The sequence below is a fragment of the Nonomuraea sp. NPDC052116 genome (genome assembly GCF_040680035.1).
GTDB lineage: Bacteria > Actinomycetota > Actinomycetes > Streptosporangiales > Streptosporangiaceae > Nonomuraea > Nonomuraea angiospora_A.
Genome location: NZ_JBFAWA010000003.1, coordinates 295,613 through 309,594, shown reverse-complemented (window position 1 = coordinate 309,594; position 13,982 = coordinate 295,613). Strand labels below are relative to the sequence as shown.

The 13,982-nt window shown below is 71.9% G+C and carries 19 protein-coding genes; 12 read left to right on the top strand and 7 right to left on the bottom strand.

Annotated elements, in window-relative coordinates; translation table 11 throughout:
* Positions 1-21: 21 nt before the first annotated feature.
* Positions 22-402 carry a DUF2255 family protein gene (locus AB0L65_RS07025; RefSeq protein WP_364241336.1) on the top strand — a complete coding sequence of 127 codons (381 nt, stop codon included), beginning with the start codon at positions 22-24 and terminating at the stop codon, positions 400-402.
* A gap of 215 nt (positions 403-617) precedes the next feature.
* On the opposite strand, the gene AB0L65_RS07020 is transcribed toward AB0L65_RS07025, so the two are convergent.
* Positions 618-1,235 (bottom strand): ATP-dependent Clp protease proteolytic subunit, encoded by a 618-nt coding sequence (locus AB0L65_RS07020; RefSeq protein ID WP_364241333.1) that lies wholly within the window; start codon positions 1,233-1,235, stop codon positions 618-620.
* A gap of 1 nt (position 1,236) precedes the next feature.
* Positions 1,237-1,800: an ATP-dependent Clp protease proteolytic subunit gene (locus AB0L65_RS07015; RefSeq protein WP_192783338.1), complete on the bottom strand. Its 564-nt coding sequence runs from the start codon at positions 1,798-1,800 to the stop codon at positions 1,237-1,239.
* A 145-nt stretch (positions 1,801-1,945) separates the two neighbouring features.
* Here AB0L65_RS07015 and AB0L65_RS07010 point away from each other — a divergent pair, with 145 nt between their 5' ends.
* Together AB0L65_RS07010 and AB0L65_RS07005 are read left to right on the top strand one after the other, a co-directional pair.
* Positions 1,946-3,166 carry a histidine kinase gene (locus AB0L65_RS07010; RefSeq protein ID WP_364241330.1) on the top strand — a complete coding sequence of 407 codons (1,221 nt, stop codon included), beginning with the start codon at positions 1,946-1,948 and terminating at the stop codon, positions 3,164-3,166.
* Positions 3,163-3,807: a response regulator transcription factor gene (locus AB0L65_RS07005; RefSeq protein ID WP_364241327.1), complete on the top strand. Its 645-nt coding sequence runs from the start codon at positions 3,163-3,165 to the stop codon at positions 3,805-3,807. The genes AB0L65_RS07010 and AB0L65_RS07005 overlap by 4 nt, the downstream gene beginning before the upstream one ends.
* A gap of 52 nt (positions 3,808-3,859) precedes the next feature.
* Here AB0L65_RS07005 and AB0L65_RS07000 read toward each other — a convergent pair whose 3' ends face one another.
* Complete coding sequence (locus AB0L65_RS07000; protein WP_364241324.1) at positions 3,860-4,723, bottom strand: DUF2268 domain-containing putative Zn-dependent protease; 864 nt, start codon at positions 4,721-4,723, stop codon at positions 3,860-3,862.
* 39 nt (positions 4,724-4,762) lie between these two features.
* Positions 4,763-5,539 (bottom strand): hypothetical protein, encoded by a 777-nt coding sequence (locus AB0L65_RS06995; protein WP_364241321.1) that lies wholly within the window; start codon positions 5,537-5,539, stop codon positions 4,763-4,765.
* Between the two features lie 55 nt (positions 5,540-5,594).
* Here AB0L65_RS06995 and AB0L65_RS06990 point away from each other — a divergent pair, with 55 nt between their 5' ends.
* The 4 genes from AB0L65_RS06990 to AB0L65_RS06975 all read left to right on the top strand — a co-directional run bounded on the left by AB0L65_RS06990 (position 5,595) and on the right by AB0L65_RS06975 (position 9,323).
* Entirely contained in the window at positions 5,595-6,596 is a 1,002-nt protein-coding gene (locus AB0L65_RS06990; RefSeq protein WP_355198869.1) for an AAA family ATPase, read from the top strand.
* 7 nt (positions 6,597-6,603) lie between these two features.
* Entirely contained in the window at positions 6,604-7,536 is a 933-nt protein-coding gene (locus tag AB0L65_RS06985) for a DUF58 domain-containing protein (protein WP_364241319.1), read from the top strand.
* The gene (locus tag AB0L65_RS06980; RefSeq protein ID WP_350734295.1) at positions 7,533-8,480 is read left to right on the top strand and encodes a VWA domain-containing protein; all 948 of its coding nucleotides are present in this window, start codon (positions 7,533-7,535) and stop codon (positions 8,478-8,480) included. Before AB0L65_RS06985 ends, AB0L65_RS06980 begins: the two co-directional genes overlap by 4 nt.
* A 78-nt stretch (positions 8,481-8,558) precedes the next feature.
* A complete protein-coding gene (locus AB0L65_RS06975) occupies positions 8,559-9,323 on the top strand; it encodes a TSUP family transporter (protein WP_350734297.1) in 765 nt (254 codons plus the stop codon).
* A gap of 15 nt (positions 9,324-9,338) precedes the next feature.
* Here AB0L65_RS06975 and AB0L65_RS06970 read toward each other — a convergent pair whose 3' ends face one another.
* Complete coding sequence (locus AB0L65_RS06970; RefSeq protein ID WP_364241316.1) at positions 9,339-10,175, bottom strand: SDR family oxidoreductase; 837 nt, start codon at positions 10,173-10,175, stop codon at positions 9,339-9,341.
* A 78-nt stretch (positions 10,176-10,253) separates the two neighbouring features.
* Between AB0L65_RS06970 and AB0L65_RS06965 the strand changes: the two genes are divergently transcribed.
* The 5 genes from AB0L65_RS06965 to AB0L65_RS06945 are packed head-to-tail and all read left to right on the top strand — an operon-like array spanning position 10,254 to position 13,251.
* Positions 10,254-10,625 carry a helix-turn-helix domain-containing protein gene (locus AB0L65_RS06965; RefSeq protein WP_364241313.1) on the top strand — a complete coding sequence of 124 codons (372 nt, stop codon included), beginning with the start codon at positions 10,254-10,256 and terminating at the stop codon, positions 10,623-10,625.
* Between the two features lie 40 nt (positions 10,626-10,665).
* Positions 10,666-11,637 carry a YafY family protein gene (locus AB0L65_RS06960; protein ID WP_364241310.1) on the top strand — a complete coding sequence of 324 codons (972 nt, stop codon included), beginning with the start codon at positions 10,666-10,668 and terminating at the stop codon, positions 11,635-11,637.
* A gap of 49 nt (positions 11,638-11,686) precedes the next feature.
* Positions 11,687-12,304, top strand: coding sequence for a LysE family translocator (locus tag AB0L65_RS06955; protein WP_364241307.1), 618 nt, complete (start codon positions 11,687-11,689; stop codon positions 12,302-12,304).
* Positions 12,301-13,035 (top strand): alpha/beta hydrolase, encoded by a 735-nt coding sequence (locus AB0L65_RS06950; protein WP_364241304.1) that lies wholly within the window; start codon positions 12,301-12,303, stop codon positions 13,033-13,035. Before AB0L65_RS06955 ends, AB0L65_RS06950 begins: the two co-directional genes overlap by 4 nt.
* 3 nt (positions 13,036-13,038) lie before the next feature.
* Entirely contained in the window at positions 13,039-13,251 is a 213-nt protein-coding gene (locus AB0L65_RS06945) for a hypothetical protein (RefSeq protein ID WP_185074419.1), read from the top strand.
* On the opposite strand, the gene AB0L65_RS06940 is transcribed toward AB0L65_RS06945, so the two are convergent.
* Both AB0L65_RS06940 and AB0L65_RS06935 read right to left on the bottom strand, forming a co-directional pair.
* Positions 13,248-13,670: an SRPBCC domain-containing protein gene (locus AB0L65_RS06940; protein WP_364241301.1), complete on the bottom strand. Its 423-nt coding sequence runs from the start codon at positions 13,668-13,670 to the stop codon at positions 13,248-13,250. The genes AB0L65_RS06945 and AB0L65_RS06940 overlap by 4 nt on opposite strands.
* A complete protein-coding gene (locus tag AB0L65_RS06935) occupies positions 13,667-13,969 on the bottom strand; it encodes a metalloregulator ArsR/SmtB family transcription factor (protein WP_355199317.1) in 303 nt (100 codons plus the stop codon). The genes AB0L65_RS06940 and AB0L65_RS06935 overlap by 4 nt, the downstream gene beginning before the upstream one ends.
* Between the last annotated feature and the right edge of the window lie 13 nt (positions 13,970-13,982).

Genomic DNA, 13,982 nt, shown 5'->3' with positions numbered 1-13,982 from the left:
CAGAAGGAAAGGACATCCGTCATGACTTCATGGACCAGCGACGAGCTCGCCCGTATCGGCACCGCGGAGGAGCTGCGGATCGCGCCCGTCCGCGACGACGGCACGCCGCGCACACCGGTGCCCATCTGGGTCGTCCGTGACGGCGACGATCTTTACATCCGCTCCTACCGAGGCGGCGACGGGGCCTGGTACCGAACTGCCCGGGCCGGCCACCACGCCCACATCACCGCCGGCGGCATCGACAAGGACGTCGCCCTGGCCGAGGAGAACGATCCGGGCGTCAACGACCGGATCGATGCGGCGTACCGCACCAAATACCACCGTTACGGCAGCACCTACGTGGTGCCCATGGTCGCCGCCCAGGCCCGAGCCACGACCCTGAAGCTCCTGCCGCGACCATGACCGCCGCCGCCGTGGGGCACCCCGCCTCACGGCGCGTCGGCCGGAGATGTGGGGTGTTCGGACGCGGGGCCTTCGGAGGCGACCCCGCCGGTACCATCACCCCGCTCCCGGTCTCGGGTCCCTACCTCCGGCCCGGACCCCTGGCCCCCGGCTCCAGCCTTGGGTTTCGGTGCTTGGTTGTGCGCCTGGGGCGGGGGCCGGGGGAGGGGTGGTGGTCAGCGGGTGGGGGTCAGGGTGCGCTTTCTGGAGGCGTAGATGTCGTCCACCAGCCCGTACGTGCGCGCCTGCTCCGCCGTGAAGATCCGATCCCGCTCGATGTCCTTCCTGATCTCCAGGATCCCCCGCCCCGTGTGCCGGGAAAGGATCTCCTCCTGCTGGTCGCGCATGCGCAGGATCTCCCTGGCGTGGATCTCCAGGTCGCTGCCCTGCCCGCGGCCGCCCTCCGTGTGGGGCTGGTGCAGCAGGACGCGGGCGTGCGGCAGGGCGGCGCGTTTGCCGGGCGAGCCCGCCGCCAGCAGGACCGCCGCGGCCGAGGACGCCTCGCCGATGCAGACGGTGTGGACCTCCGGCCGCATGTACTGCATGGTGTCGTAGATGGCCATCATGGCGGTGAACGAGCCGCCGGGGGAGTTGATGTAGAGGCTGACGTCCTGGTCGGGATCGAGCGATTCGAGCGTGAGCAGCTGCGCCATCACGTCGTTGGCCACGGTGTCGTCGATGGGGGCGCCGATGAAGATGATCCGGTCCTCGAAGAGCTTGTTGTACGGGTTCATCTCCCTCATGCCGTACGACGTGCGCTCCGTGAACGAGGGCAGCACATAGCGGCCGCTCATATCAGTTCATCCCTTCTGCGATGTGGTCGACGATGCCGTAGTCCAGCGCCTCCTGGGCGGTGAACCAGCGGTCGCGGTCGGAGTCGGCCTGGATGCGCTCCAGCGGCTGGCCCGTGTGGTGGGCGATGATCTCGGCCATCCGGCGCTTGGTGTAGAGCATGTTGTCGGCCTGGATCTGGATGTCGCTGGCCGAGCCGCCGATGCCGCCGAGCGGCTGGTGCATGACGACGCGGGAGTTGGGCAGGGCGTAGCGCTTGCCCTTGGCGCCCGCCGTCAGCAGCACCTGCCCCATGGAGGCGGCGAACCCCATCGCCACCGTCGCCACATCGCACGGAATGAACTGCATCATGTCGTAGAGCGCCATCCCGGCGGTCACGGACCCGCCCGGCGAATTGATGTAAAGCGTTATGTCGCGGTGTGGGTCTTCGGCCGCCAGCAATAGGAGCTCCCCGCAGAGCCGGTTGCAAATCTCGTCGTCGACCTCCTGGCCGAGGACGACGATCCGCTCTTTCAGCAGGCGCTGGCTGAGCTGGTCTGGCCAGGCCGCACGCTGGGTCTCCGTCATCGCCGGTCGCCTTTCTGTGCTGGGTATTTCCGAGAAAAACGCTAGACCCGGCGGGTGTGAATTCTGGAATTATTTCGCTGGGGGCGCATTTCTCTAAGGGCGCATTCCACCGAGAGCGAATATCCATCGACATACAATCGCGGATGTGAGAAGGAACCTGCCCCGCCGATGGGCGTGCCTCGTCCTGGGCGGCGCGCTGCTGATGCCGTACATGATGACCGGCGTCCTGATCGCGGCCCAGTGGCAGGGCCAGAGCGCCAACCTGCTGCTGCCCATCCAGATCGGCGTGTTCGTGGCGGTGCTGCCGGTGGTGGCCGTCACCGGCCTGTTCCTGCCGATCCGGGCCCTGGAGGTGAACGCGGCGCAGGGGCTGCTCGGGGCGCACGTCGAGACCCCGCCCAGGCAGGCGGGCCGCACCTGGCAGGAGCGGCGCAGGACCGCCGCCTGGTTCACCCTGCACCTGGCGATCGGCGGGCTGCTCAGCGGCTCCACGCTGGCCATCGTGCCGTTCACGCTGGTCACGCTCGCGCTGCCGTTCGCCGGGCGGGCGACCCCGGTCATCGGCGTCGTCGTGGAGCCGGGATGGCCCGCGGTGCTGTGGCCGCTGGGCGGGCTGGCGCTGCTGGGGGCGCTGGTGGCGACGGTGGCGGGCGCGGGCGAGCTGCTGGCCAGGCTGGCTCCCGTCCTGCTCGGCCCCACCCCGGCCGAACGCCTGGCCGCCGCCGAAGAGCAGGCCCGTACGCTCGCCGAACGCAACCGGCTGGCCCGCGAGCTGCACGACTCGGTCGGGCACGCGCTCAGCGTCGTCACCCTGCAGGCCGCCGCCGCGGGGCGGGTCCTCGATCGTGACCCGGAGATCGCCAGAAGGGCCCTGGCCGCGATCGAGCAGTCGGCCCGCACCGCCCTGGAGGACCTCGACCACGTCCTGGGAGTGCTCCGCGAAGACGACCGGGCCGGTGGCTCCCGGAGTGATGGCGATCCGGGGCGGGGCAGGGCGCCGCAGGCCACGCTGGCCGACCTCGACGAGCTCGTCGCCGCCTCGGGCGCTCAGGTGCGGCAGGAGGTGGGCGACCTGTCCGCCGTGCCCGCCGTGGTCTCCAGGGAGGCGTACCGCATCCTCCAGGAGGCGCTCACCAACGCCATCAAGCACGGCCACGGCCCCGTACGCCTGGCCGCCGCCGTACAGGACGACGACCTGAGGCTCGAGGTCACCAACCCGGGACGGGGGACCGGCGGCGGCCCCGGAGGCAGGGGCGTGACGGGGATGCGCGAGCGTGTCCGGCTGCTGCGCGGCGAACTGGACGCGGGCCCCACGGAGGCCGGATGGAGCGTCACGGTACGTCTGCCGCTACGGTCGAGCCCATGACGCTCAGAGTCGTGATCGCCGACGACGAGGACCTCATCCGCGCCGGACTGCGGATCATCATCGACGCCGAGCCGGACCTGACCGTGGTCGGCGAGGCCGCGGACGGTGCCGCCGTCCTGCCCCTGGTCCGCCGTGAGCGGCCCGACGTCGTCCTCATGGACGTCCGCATGCCCGCGCTCGACGGCATCCAGGCCACCGAGCGCCTGCTGGCCCTGGACGCGCCGCCGAAGGTGCTGGTGGTGACCACGTTCGAGAACGACGATTACGTCTACGACGCGCTGCGGGCCGGGGCCAGCGGGTTCCTGCTCAAGCGCACCAGGCCGGACGATCTGATCAAGGCGGTCAAGCTGGTCGCGGCGGGGGAGTCGCTGCTGTTCCCGGCCGCGATCCGGGCGCTGGCCGGGCGCCGGTCCCCGGGCCCGGGACGGGTGGCCGGGATCGACCGGCTGACCGGCCGTGAGGGCGATGTGCTGCGGCTGATGACCAAGGGCCTGTCCAACCACGAGATCGCCGCCGAGCTGGTCGTCAGCCAGGAGACGGTCAAGACGCACGTGGGGAACGTGCTGGCCAAGCTGGGCGCCCGGGACCGGACCCAGGCCGTGATCGCCGCGTACGAGTCGGGCTTCGTCTCACCGCGCTGAGACGGCGCCCCCCGAGGGGCCCCGTGGGGTCCTTCGGGGGCGGGCGACGAGGTCAGGGGTGGATGGCGGCGCGGCGCAGGAGCTCGGCCGCGGGCAGCACGGTCGCCTCCGTGGCCGTGAGGCCGGTGGCGGCCAGGGCCCGGTCGACCAGGTGCAGTCCCACCGCGTACCCCGCCATGTCGGCGATGCCGCGCGGTTCCTGCCCGAACATGCGCGCCACGCTGTCCCCCACCACGTACTTCGACGTGTGCTGCATCCCGGCCAGCGAGAAGTCCGCCATGATCAGCTCGTACGCCCGCTCGTACGCCTCCCCGCTCACCATCGACGACCACGGCCCCATGGCCTCGGCCCCCGACAGCTCCCGAACGAACGCCTCGGCCAGCCCCTCGGCCACCACGTGCTCGCCCACGGTCACGGTCATCGGGTTCCACTCGACGTTGGTGTAGCGGACGTTGTGGTGGAACTCGTGCACCGCCAGATGCCCGATCCGGCCGATCACCTCGTCCGACGGCCAGGCCAGCAGGTAGAGCCAGCCGGGCGAGCCGCCCATGCCGTAGTAGCCGCCGCCCACCTTCATCAGGTGCTCGTTGTCCGGATCGCCCAACATCAACATGACCTGCACCGACTCCCGCTGCTTGGCGTCACGCAGCCGGTCGGAGGCGCGCTCCAGCTCCCGCCGCACCTGCCCGAGCACGTCGGCGTCGATCATGCGCTGCACGGCGGGCAGGTAGCGCGGGTCGTCGGCGTCGACGCGGAAGCCGCCGCCCTGGTGATGGATGTCGACGATGTCGCCGGGCATCGGGATCTCCGAGCGCGTCGGCTCCAGGATGTCCCGCAGCGCGCCGGGCCGCCGTTCGAGCGGCTCGCGCAGCAGGGCGGTCATCGGCGTGAGGGTGTCGTGAACGATGAATTCCATGCCGCGGAAGCTAAAGCCTCCTGTTACGTCAGGCTCAAACTAATGGAACAGCGGGGACTCCTCACCCATCTCGTCGCCCGGGGTCTGACCGGGCGTGACCTGCCCGCTCTCCGACGGGGAGGGCGACGTCGACGGCGAGGGCCGCGGCTCGGGGCTGGCCGGCGTGGGCGGCGGCGTCGGCACGAACACCGTCGGCGGCAGCTGCCGGGGCTGCGGCTCGCTGTCGCGCCGGCCCAGCAACAGCAGCAGCAGGATCGCCGTCACCAGCATCAGCAGCAACACCAGCGCCAGCGCGGCCATCAGGACCCGCTTGCGGGTCTCGGTGAGCGGCCTGCGCTGCCGCGTCGGGCCGGGCAGCGCCGGTGCGCGGTCGGTCAGCCAGTACGGCACGAAGTCGGGCCCGTGCGCCTCGCCGATGAACGTCCCGCCCACCATGACGGGATCGAGGAAACGCTCGGCCCCGGGCCGGCCGGGCACGTACGGGACCGCCACCCAGGGCGCGTGCCCGCCGTCGAAGGCGAGCACGTCGGGCGTGTCGTCCAGCACCGCGCTCCGCGACCGCCCAGAACGTCCGAGCCAGCCGCGGAATCCGGACCGTTCGCCCCTGGCCTCCCTGACCGCGGTCACGAACCGGTCACGGGCGGCGGCGTCGAGCGCGGCCCCTCGGGTGAGCACGGCGACGGACACCGCGCGCCCGTCGGGTGCCTGGCCGAGGTACACGAAGCCGGCCGGGGCAGTGTGCAGGCGGGCCTGGACCACGTAAGGTCCCAGCCGGGGTGGATCGCCGTACTGCAGGGGACTTGCCACGTTTGCCATGAAAGCACAGACGTGGCGTCGTGCACGTTTGCGGCGCGTTTGGTGGAATGGCGTCATGAGCGTCGCCGAAGAGTTGCCAGGCGGAAACGACGCGGCACTGCTGCGTCAAAGTCTCGACGAGGTCCGGCGTGTCATCGTCGGCCAGGACCACATGGTCGAAAGACTCATCGTGGCCCTGCTGGCCCGCGGGCACTGCCTGCTCGAAGGAGTCCCAGGCGTCGCCAAGACCCTCGCCGCCTCCACCCTGGCCACTGTCGTGGGCGGCACGTTCGCCCGGATCCAGTTCACCCCCGACCTCGTGCCGAGCGACATCATCGGCACCCGCGTCTTCCACCCCTCCAACGAGAAGTTCGATGTCGAGCTCGGCCCCGTGTTCGTCAACTTCCTGCTGGCCGACGAGATCAACCGCGCCCCCGCCAAGGTCCAGTCCGCGCTGCTGGAGGTGATGGCCGAGCGGCAGGTCACCCTCGCCGGCGTCACCCATCCGCTGCCCAGGCCGTTCATCGTGCTCGCCACCCAGAACCCGATCGAGTCCGAGGGCGTCTATCCGCTGCCGGAGGTGCAGCGCGACCGGTTCCTGTTCCGGGTACGGGTGCCGCACCCCAGCGCGCACGAGGAGCTGGAGATCCTCCACCGGATGAGCGTCAAGCCGCCGGTCCCCGAGCGGGTGCTCGACCCCGACAAGCTGCTGGCCCTGCAGGAGGCGGCGGAGCAGGTCTCGGTGCACCAGCTCGTCGCGGACTACGTGGTGCGGCTGGTCATGTCCACCCGCAGCCCCGCCGACTACGGCCTGCCCGACCTCATCGACACCATCGAGATCGGCGTCAGCCCCCGGGCCACGCTGGGCCTGGTCTCGGCCGGGCGGGCGCTGGCCCTGCTGCGCGGCCGCGACTACATGCTGCCCGACGACGTACGCGACGTGGCGGTGGACGTGATGTCGCACCGGCTCATGCTCACCTTCGACGCGCTGGCCGACGGCGTCGACCCGGAGCAGGTCGTCAAACAGATCCTGCAAGCCGTGCCCCCGCCCCTCGTCGTCTGGAACCAGAACCGGTGAGCGGCCTGTGAACACGGCCGAACAGGCGCTCAGGCGGCTGGAGCTGACGGTCACCCGGCGGCTGGACGGGCTGCTGCACGGCGCCCACCGGGGGCTGCTGCCGGGGCCGGGCAGCGAGGCCGGCGACAGCCGCGTGTACGTGCCCGGCGAGGACGACGTGCGCCGCATGGACTGGGCGGTCACCGCGCGCACGACCGTCCCGCACGTACGCGACCTGATCGCCGACCGCGAGCTGGAGACCTGGGCGCTGGCCGACCTGTCGCCCAGCATGGACTTCGGCACCGCCGACACCGACAAACGCGACCTGGTCGTCGCGGCGGTCGGCGCGATCGGGTTCCTGTCGAGCAGGCTGGGCGACAGGTTCGGCGCGCTGGTGCTGCACGACGAGTACGTGCACCGCATGCCCGCGCGCACCGGCCGCCCGGCCCTCTACGGGCTGCTGCACTCGCTCATGGACGCCCCGCGCGGCCGGATCGTGCCCGACGCGCCCGATCTGGCCGAGGGCATCGAGGTGCTGTCGGCCAGCCGCAGGCGGCGCGGAGTGCGGCTGATCGTCTCCGACTTCCTCGACGCCCGCCCCAGCCTCGACCCCGACGCCGAACGCCCCTGGGAGCGCCCCATCAGGCGGCTGGCCGCCCGTCACCAGGTGCTGGCGGTCGAGGTGATCGACCCGCGCGAGCTGGAGCTGCCCGACGTGGGGCGGGTCGCGTTCACCGACCCCGAGAGCGGGAAAGTACGCGAAGTGCATCTTTCACCCAAGGTTCGGCAAGCGTACGCGGAGGCGGCCGCCCTGCAGCGCGAGGGCACCCGCGTGGCGCTGCGCCGCGCCGGCATCGCGCACCTCGTGCTGCGTACCGACCGGGACTGGGTGTTCGACATCGCGCAGTTCGTCCTCCGCCAGCGCCGCATGAGCCATCTCGCCCACAGGAGACCTACGTGACTTTCTTGGCCCCCGGCTGGCTTTGGCTGTTCCTGCTGGTGGGGCTGCTGGTGGCCGGGTACATCGTGTCGATGTTCGCCCGGCGCCGCTACACCGTGCGCTTCACGAACCTGGCCCTGCTCGACCTCGTCGCCCCCGCCGGCCCCGGCTGGCGCCGCCACGTCGGCCCCGCGCTGTTCCTCCTCATGATGGCGCTCCTGGTCGTCGGCGCCGCCAAACCCGCCGACCAGGTACGCGTGCCGCGCGACCGCGCCACCATCATGATCGCGCTGGACGTGTCGCTGTCCATGGACGCCGACGACGTCCAGCCCGACCGGATCAACGCCGCCAAGGCCGCGGCCCAGGCGTTCGTCAGGGAATTGCCGGACCGCTTCAACGTCGGCGTGGTGTCCTTCGCCCGCTCCGCCAACGTCGTCATCTCGCCCACCACCGACCACCAGGCCGTGGTCACCTCCATCGGCACCCTCACCACCCGCCCGGGCACCGCGATCGGCGAGGCCGTCTTCAACTCGCTCGACTCGCTGCGCTCGTTCGACCAGCAGGCCGCGACCGACCCGCCGCCGGCCGCGATCGTGCTGCTGTCCGACGGCGACAACACCTCGGGCAGGTCCGTGAACGAGGCCATCGACGCCGCCCAGCAGGCCCGCGTGCCGGTCTCCACGATCGCGTACGGCACCCAGGAGGGCACCGTCAACATCGACGGCCGCCCGGTGAACGTGCCGGTCAACAAGCAGACCCTGCAGTCGTTGTCCGACGGGACCAGCGGGCGGGCCTACACCGCCGAGTCCGGCAGCGAGCTGCGCGAGGTCTACGAGCAGATCGGCACCTCGCTCGGCTACAAGCTGGTCAACCAGGAGATCACCCAGTGGTTCATCGTGGCCGCGATCCTGGCCGGGCTGCTGGTGGCGGGCGCGGCGGTGCTGTTCGGCTCCCGGATCCCCTGACGTCACCCCTCCCTCAAGGCCACCTGCTGTGCGACTTGTACACTCTTGGGGTTTCTTGGGGGAAATCGGGGGAGTGGCGTGCCGCTGGAGCAGGTCCTGGTGTTGCTGGTCGCGGCGGCAGGGGCGGGATGGGTCGACGCCGTCGTGGGCGGGGGCGGGCTGGTGCAGCTCCCCGCGATCTTGATGACGGGGCTGCCCACGGTCGAGGCGATGGCCACGAACAAGCTGTCGTCGATCTTCGGCACCACCTCGGCGGCCGTCGCGTACGCCCGCTCCACCAAGATCGATCGGCAGGTGGCGCTCCCCGGCGCCGGGCTGGCCGTGCTGAGCGCCGGGCTCGGGGCGTCGGCGGCGGCGGCGATCTCGGCCGAGGTGCTGCGGCCCGTCGTCATGGTCGTGCTGCTCGGGGTGGCCGCGTTCGTGACGCTGAGGCCCGCGCTCGGGGCCGTGCCGGTGCCGCACCTGCGGACCCGCGGCCGGGTGCTGGCCGCGGTGGCGGTGGCCGGGGTCGGGATCGCCTTCTACGACGGCATCATGGGGCCGGGCACGGGAACGTTCCTCATCATCGCCTTCACCACCATCCTCGGGCTGGACTTCGTCTCGGCCTCCGCGTCCGCCAAGATCATCAACGTGGGGACGAACCTCGGGGCGCTGGTGGTCTTCGGGCTCCAGGGGCACCTGAACTGGGGGCTCGGGCTCGGCATGGCCGTGTGCAACGTGGCCGGCGCCCAGCTCGGCGCGCGGATGGCGCTCAAGCGGGGCACCGGCTTCGTGCGGATCGTGCTGCTGTGCGTCGTGGTGGCCCTGGTGGCCAGGCTGGCGTGGCAGCAGTTCGGCGGCTGACGGCGCGCCGCGGGGTCAGGCCAGGAGGGAGCGGACGTACTCGCCGATCGGCTGGGTGGGGCGGCCGATGAGGTCGCGCAGCGTGCCGGGGGTGTGGGAGAGCCAGCCGCGGGCGATGTTGACGTCCACGTCCGCCATCATCTCCGCGAACGGCACCGGCAGGCCGGCGCCGGCCAGCACGCCCGCGTACTCGTCCTTCGGCAGGTCCTGGTAGACGACCTCCTTGCCGGTGACCGCGGCGATCTCGGCGGCCAGGTCGGCCCGGGTCCAGGTCGTGTCGCCGGACAGCTCGTACACCTTGCCGTCGTGGCCCTCGCCGGTCAGCACGGCGGCCGCGGCGGCGGCGTAGTCGGCGCGGGAGGCAGAGGCCACCCGGCCGTCGCCGGCGGCGCCGTGCACGGCGCCGAGCTGCGGGGCGGCCGTGATCGCCGGCGCGTAGACCTCGTTGTACCAGTTGTTGCGCAGGATCGTGTACGTCACCCCGGACGCCTTGATGTACTCCTCGGTCGCCCGGTGGTCGGCGGCCAGGAGGGCCTCGGTGGTGTCGGCGCCGGGCGCGCTGGTGTAGACGAGCGTGGCCCCGGCCTCCTTGGCGGCGTCCACGACGGTCGAGTGCTGCTGCAGGCGGTTGGGGTCCAGGCCGGAGATGAGCAGCACCCTGGTGGCGCCCCTCAGCGCGCTCCTGACCGTCTCGGGCCGGTCGTAGTCGGCCTGGCGCACCTCGACGCCGAGGTCGGCGCCCTTCTCCGGGGTACGCGCGGCGGCGACGACCTGCTCGGCGGGGACGCGCTTCTTGAGCTCCTCGATCACCAGCCGGCCCAGCTGTCCGGTGGCTCCGGTCACCACGATCATGATTTCTCCTATTCAGTACCAGCGCTTTGGTTAGTACTTTCTATCAGAAAGTACCCACGAACGCGTACGCTGGTTCCCATGGAGGAGTTCGAAGAGCTGGTGGCCGATGTCTTCTCGCGCCGGTGCACCTCGCGCTCGGTGCTGGAGACGATCACCGGTCGCTGGGCGATCCTGGCGCTCGTGGCCCTGTACGAGGGGCCCTACCGCTTCAACGCGCTGCGCCGCCGGGTCGACGGGGTGAGCGAGAAGATGTTGTCCCAGACCCTCCACGCGCTCGAACGCGACGGCATGGTGCTGCGCGTGGCCGAGTCCTCGATCCCGCCCAAGGTCGAGTACAGCCTCACCGAGCTGGGCCGGGAGGCCGCCGAGCGGCTCATCCCGCTCTTGGAGTGGGTGGAGGGGCGCATGCCCCAGGTGATGTCCTCCAGAGAGGAGTACGCCGCCCGCTGAACGGCCGCTTTCCCGCAGGCCGCTTTCCTACAATGGGGCCATGCGTGCCAGCCGCCTGCTCTCGCTGCTCCTGCTCCTGCAGTCGCGCGGCCGCATGACCGCGCCGGAGCTGGCCGAGGAGCTGGAGGTGTCGGTCCGCACGGTCTACCGCGACGTGGAGGCGCTGTCGGCGGCCGGCGTGCCGGTCTACGCCGACCGGGGGCCCGCGGGCGGCTACCAGCTGCTCGACGGCTACCGCACCAGGCTCAACGGGCTGACCGCGGAGGAGGCCTCCTCGCTGTTCCTGGCGGGGCTGCCCGGCCCGGCGGCCCAGCTGGGGCTGGCCGAGGTGGCCGCCACCGCGGAGCTGAAGTTGCTGGCCGCGCTGCCGCCCGAGCCGCGCTCGCAGGCCTCGCGGATGCGCGAGCGGTTCCTGCTCGACGTGCCGAGCTGGTATCGCTCGGCCGACGACGTGCCGCATCTGAGCGAGGTGGCCGAGGCGGTGTGGGACCAGCGGCCGTTGCACATGACCTACCGGCGCTGGGGGCAGCAGGAGGTCGACCGGGTGATCCACCCGTACGGGCTGGTGCTCAAGGGCGGCTCCTGGTACATGGTGGCCGCGCCGCCGGGCGGCAGCGCCCGCACCTACCGGGTGGCGCGGATCCTGACCGTGGAGACGCTGCCCGGCCGCTTCCCCCGGCCCGAGGGGTTCGACCTGGGCGAGTTCTGGCAGGGCTACGCCAAGGAGTTCCGCGAGCGGATGTACACCGCCGAGGCCGTCATCAGGCTCGCTCCCGGCCGGGGTGAGCTGCTGGCGTACACGATGGGCTCCGACGTGGTCGGCGCCGCGCTGGCCGCGGCCGGCGAGCCCGATCCGGAGGGCTGGCTGACGCTGACGGTGCCGATCGAGTCGATCACGCACGCGCGCTGGCTGCTGCTGCGGATGGGGGCCGACGTGGAGGTGCTGGGGCCGCCGGAGCTGCGGGCGCTGATGGGCGAGGCGGTCGCAGAGCTGCGCAAACTGTACGAGTAGGCCGATAATCAGGAGACTTCCCGGCGCGGTTTCTGGGAACATGCCGCGCATGTATCTTCTCGCTTTCGTGGGCGCGTGCGTCCTGGTGGCCATGGCGCCCGGGGTCAGCACGGCCATCATCCTTCGCCAGACGCTGCGCGCGGGCCGCGGCTCCGGCATGGCCGCCACATTGGGCAACGAGACCGGAATCCTGCTGTGGGGGCTGGCGGCCGCCTTCGGCCTGTCGGCGCTGCTGGTGGCCTCGCAGCTGGCCTATGACGTGATGCGCGTGGTCGGCGCCGTGGTGCTGGTCGTGATGGGCGCGCAGGCGCTGTGGCAGGCCCGTAAGAGCACCCCGACGACCGAGGTCGAGGGGGCGGTGGTGCCGGGCTGGCGCGGGCCGTACCTGGCGGGCCTCGGGACGTGCCTGGCCAACCCGAAGGCGGCGGTGTTCGCGATGTCGTTCCTGCCGCAGTTCGTCGCGCCGGGGCAGAACGTGCCGGTCACGCTCGCGACGCTGGCCGTCGTGTGGGTGCTGGTCGACCTGGCCTGGTACGGGCTGCTCATCTGGACGGTGGCCAGGGCCAAGGCGGTGCTGGGACGGCCTGCGGTGCGCCGGCGGCTGGAGCAGATCTCCGGCGTGGTGCTGATCGGGCTGGGCGTGCGGCTGGCGGTGGAGTCACGATGACGATCTGGCATTCCGAGCGGGGCTCGGGCGAGCCCGTCGTGCTGCTGCATTCGCCGGCGGTCGACTCGGGCATGTGGGACGCGCAGGTGGAGGCCCTGTCCGAGCGCTTCCGGGTGATCACGGTGGACTTCCGGGGGTACGGGCGCAGCCCCTACCGGTCGGACGGCCCGTACAGCGACAGCGACGACGTGGCGCGGCTGCTGGCCGCGCTGGAGGTGAGCCGGGCGGCGCTGGTCGGCTCGTCGGGCGGAGGCCGGGTCGCGCTGGAGCTGGCGGCGGCCGGGCTCGCCGGCCGGCTGGTGCTGCTCAACCCCCTCTCCGACCTGGCGCCCACGCCGGACCTGCGGGCGTACTGGGACGAGGAGGGGCGCCTGCTCGAGGCGGGCGACGTCGAGGGCGCGGCGGAGCTGAACGCGCGCACCCTGCTCGGGCCCGAGGCGTCGCGGGAGACGTTCGGGCGCGTGGTGGAGATGCAGCGGCACGCGTTCGAGGTGCAGCTGGCCGCCGACCCGGAGCCGTCGCAGGTCGAGAAGGAGTTCACGCCGGCGGAGATCGACGTGCCGGCGCTGGTCGTGGCCGGCGCCCACGACCTGCCGTACTTCCGGGAGAGCGCCCGCCACCTGGCCGGCGAGCTGCCACAGGCGCGGCTGGTCGAGCTGGACTGGGCCGGGCACCTGCCCGCCCTCGAACGTCCCGAGGAGATCAACCGGCTGCTCCTGGACTACCTTTAGGGCATGACGAACGACCTGGCGACCCTCCTTCGGCAGGCGCAGGACGACGACCCGCTGCTGGCCCTGCACGCCACGACCGCCCTGCGCCGCGAGATCGAGCGTCTGGAGGCGGTCCAGGTGCGCCGGGCCAGGGTGGCGGGGCTGGCCTGGGCGCAGATCGCCGACGCGATCGGGGTGAGCAAGCAGGCCGTGCACAAGAAGTACGGCCGCCGCTAGCCCGCCCACGTGCCGGCGAACCAGCGCAGCGCGATGTTCCAGGAGTAGCCGCGCCGGATGCGCCCGGCCACGTCCGGGGGCAGCGTGTCCAGGCCGCGGTGCTCCAGCAGCACCTCGGTGCCGCCCTCGACCGGGCTGAAGGCCACCTCGATCTCCATCCGGCCGTCCTCGTTGAGCAGGTCGGCCCAGACGAGGCGGCGCGGCGGCTCCCAGGCGAGGATCCTGCCGGTGTCGACGTGGCCGCCGTCGGACCACAGCTCGCGCAGGAAGCCGTGCTCGAAGCGGATGGCGACCGCGCGGGCCGGGTCGACCCAGCTGTGGCGGCCGCGCACGTACCAGCTGTCGATCTCGTCGGTGAAGATCCGGAACGCGGTCGCCGGGTCGACGGGCACGGTGACGCTGGCCTGGACCGAGTTCACCGGCTGCGCTCCACGTGGTCCTTGAACGAGCCGAGCTGCTCGGCCCAGAACGCCTGCACCTGGTCCAGCCAGGCCTGCAGCGCCGTGAACGGCTCCTGGCGCAGCGTGTAGAGGCGCAGGCGGGCGTCGGCGCCGCCGGCCTCCGCCTGCACGAGACCGCCCGCCCGCAGCACGCGCAGATGCCTGCTGAGGGCGGGGGCGCTCATCTGGACGGCCTGCGCGAGCTCGCCGGCCGGTCGCGGGCCTTCGCGCAGCAGGTCGATGACCTTGCGGCGGGTGGGATCGGCGAGCGCGGCCAGCGTCGCGTCGATT

Excerpts from the sequence above, each read along its gene's own strand:
- AB0L65_RS07020 (WP_364241333.1), bottom strand. The coding sequence starts at position 1,235 with ATGAGCGGCCGCTATGTGCTGCCCTCGTTCACGGAGCGCACGTCGTAC.
- AB0L65_RS07000 (WP_364241324.1), bottom strand. The coding sequence starts at position 4,723 with ATGGAATTCATCGTTCACGACACCCTCACGCCGATGACCGCCCTGCTG.
- AB0L65_RS06950 (WP_364241304.1), top strand. The coding sequence starts at position 12,301 with ATGACGATCTGGCATTCCGAGCGGGGCTCGGGCGAGCCCGTCGTGCTG.
- AB0L65_RS06960 (WP_364241310.1), top strand. The coding sequence starts at position 10,666 with ATGCGTGCCAGCCGCCTGCTCTCGCTGCTCCTGCTCCTGCAGTCGCGC.
- AB0L65_RS06995 (WP_364241321.1), bottom strand. The coding sequence starts at position 5,539 with ATGGCAAACGTGGCAAGTCCCCTGCAGTACGGCGATCCACCCCGGCTG.
- AB0L65_RS06945 (WP_185074419.1), top strand. The coding sequence starts at position 13,039 with ATGACGAACGACCTGGCGACCCTCCTTCGGCAGGCGCAGGACGACGAC.
- AB0L65_RS06970 (WP_364241316.1), bottom strand. The coding sequence starts at position 10,175 with ATGATCGTGGTGACCGGAGCCACCGGACAGCTGGGCCGGCTGGTGATC.
- AB0L65_RS07025 (WP_364241336.1), top strand. The coding sequence starts at position 22 with ATGACTTCATGGACCAGCGACGAGCTCGCCCGTATCGGCACCGCGGAG.
- AB0L65_RS06990 (WP_355198869.1), top strand. The coding sequence starts at position 5,595 with ATGAGCGTCGCCGAAGAGTTGCCAGGCGGAAACGACGCGGCACTGCTG.
- AB0L65_RS07005 (WP_364241327.1), top strand. The coding sequence starts at position 3,163 with ATGACGCTCAGAGTCGTGATCGCCGACGACGAGGACCTCATCCGCGCC.
- AB0L65_RS06965 (WP_364241313.1), top strand. The coding sequence starts at position 10,254 with ATGGAGGAGTTCGAAGAGCTGGTGGCCGATGTCTTCTCGCGCCGGTGC.
- AB0L65_RS06955 (WP_364241307.1), top strand. The coding sequence starts at position 11,687 with ATGTATCTTCTCGCTTTCGTGGGCGCGTGCGTCCTGGTGGCCATGGCG.
- AB0L65_RS07015 (WP_192783338.1), bottom strand. The coding sequence starts at position 1,800 with ATGACGGAGACCCAGCGTGCGGCCTGGCCAGACCAGCTCAGCCAGCGC.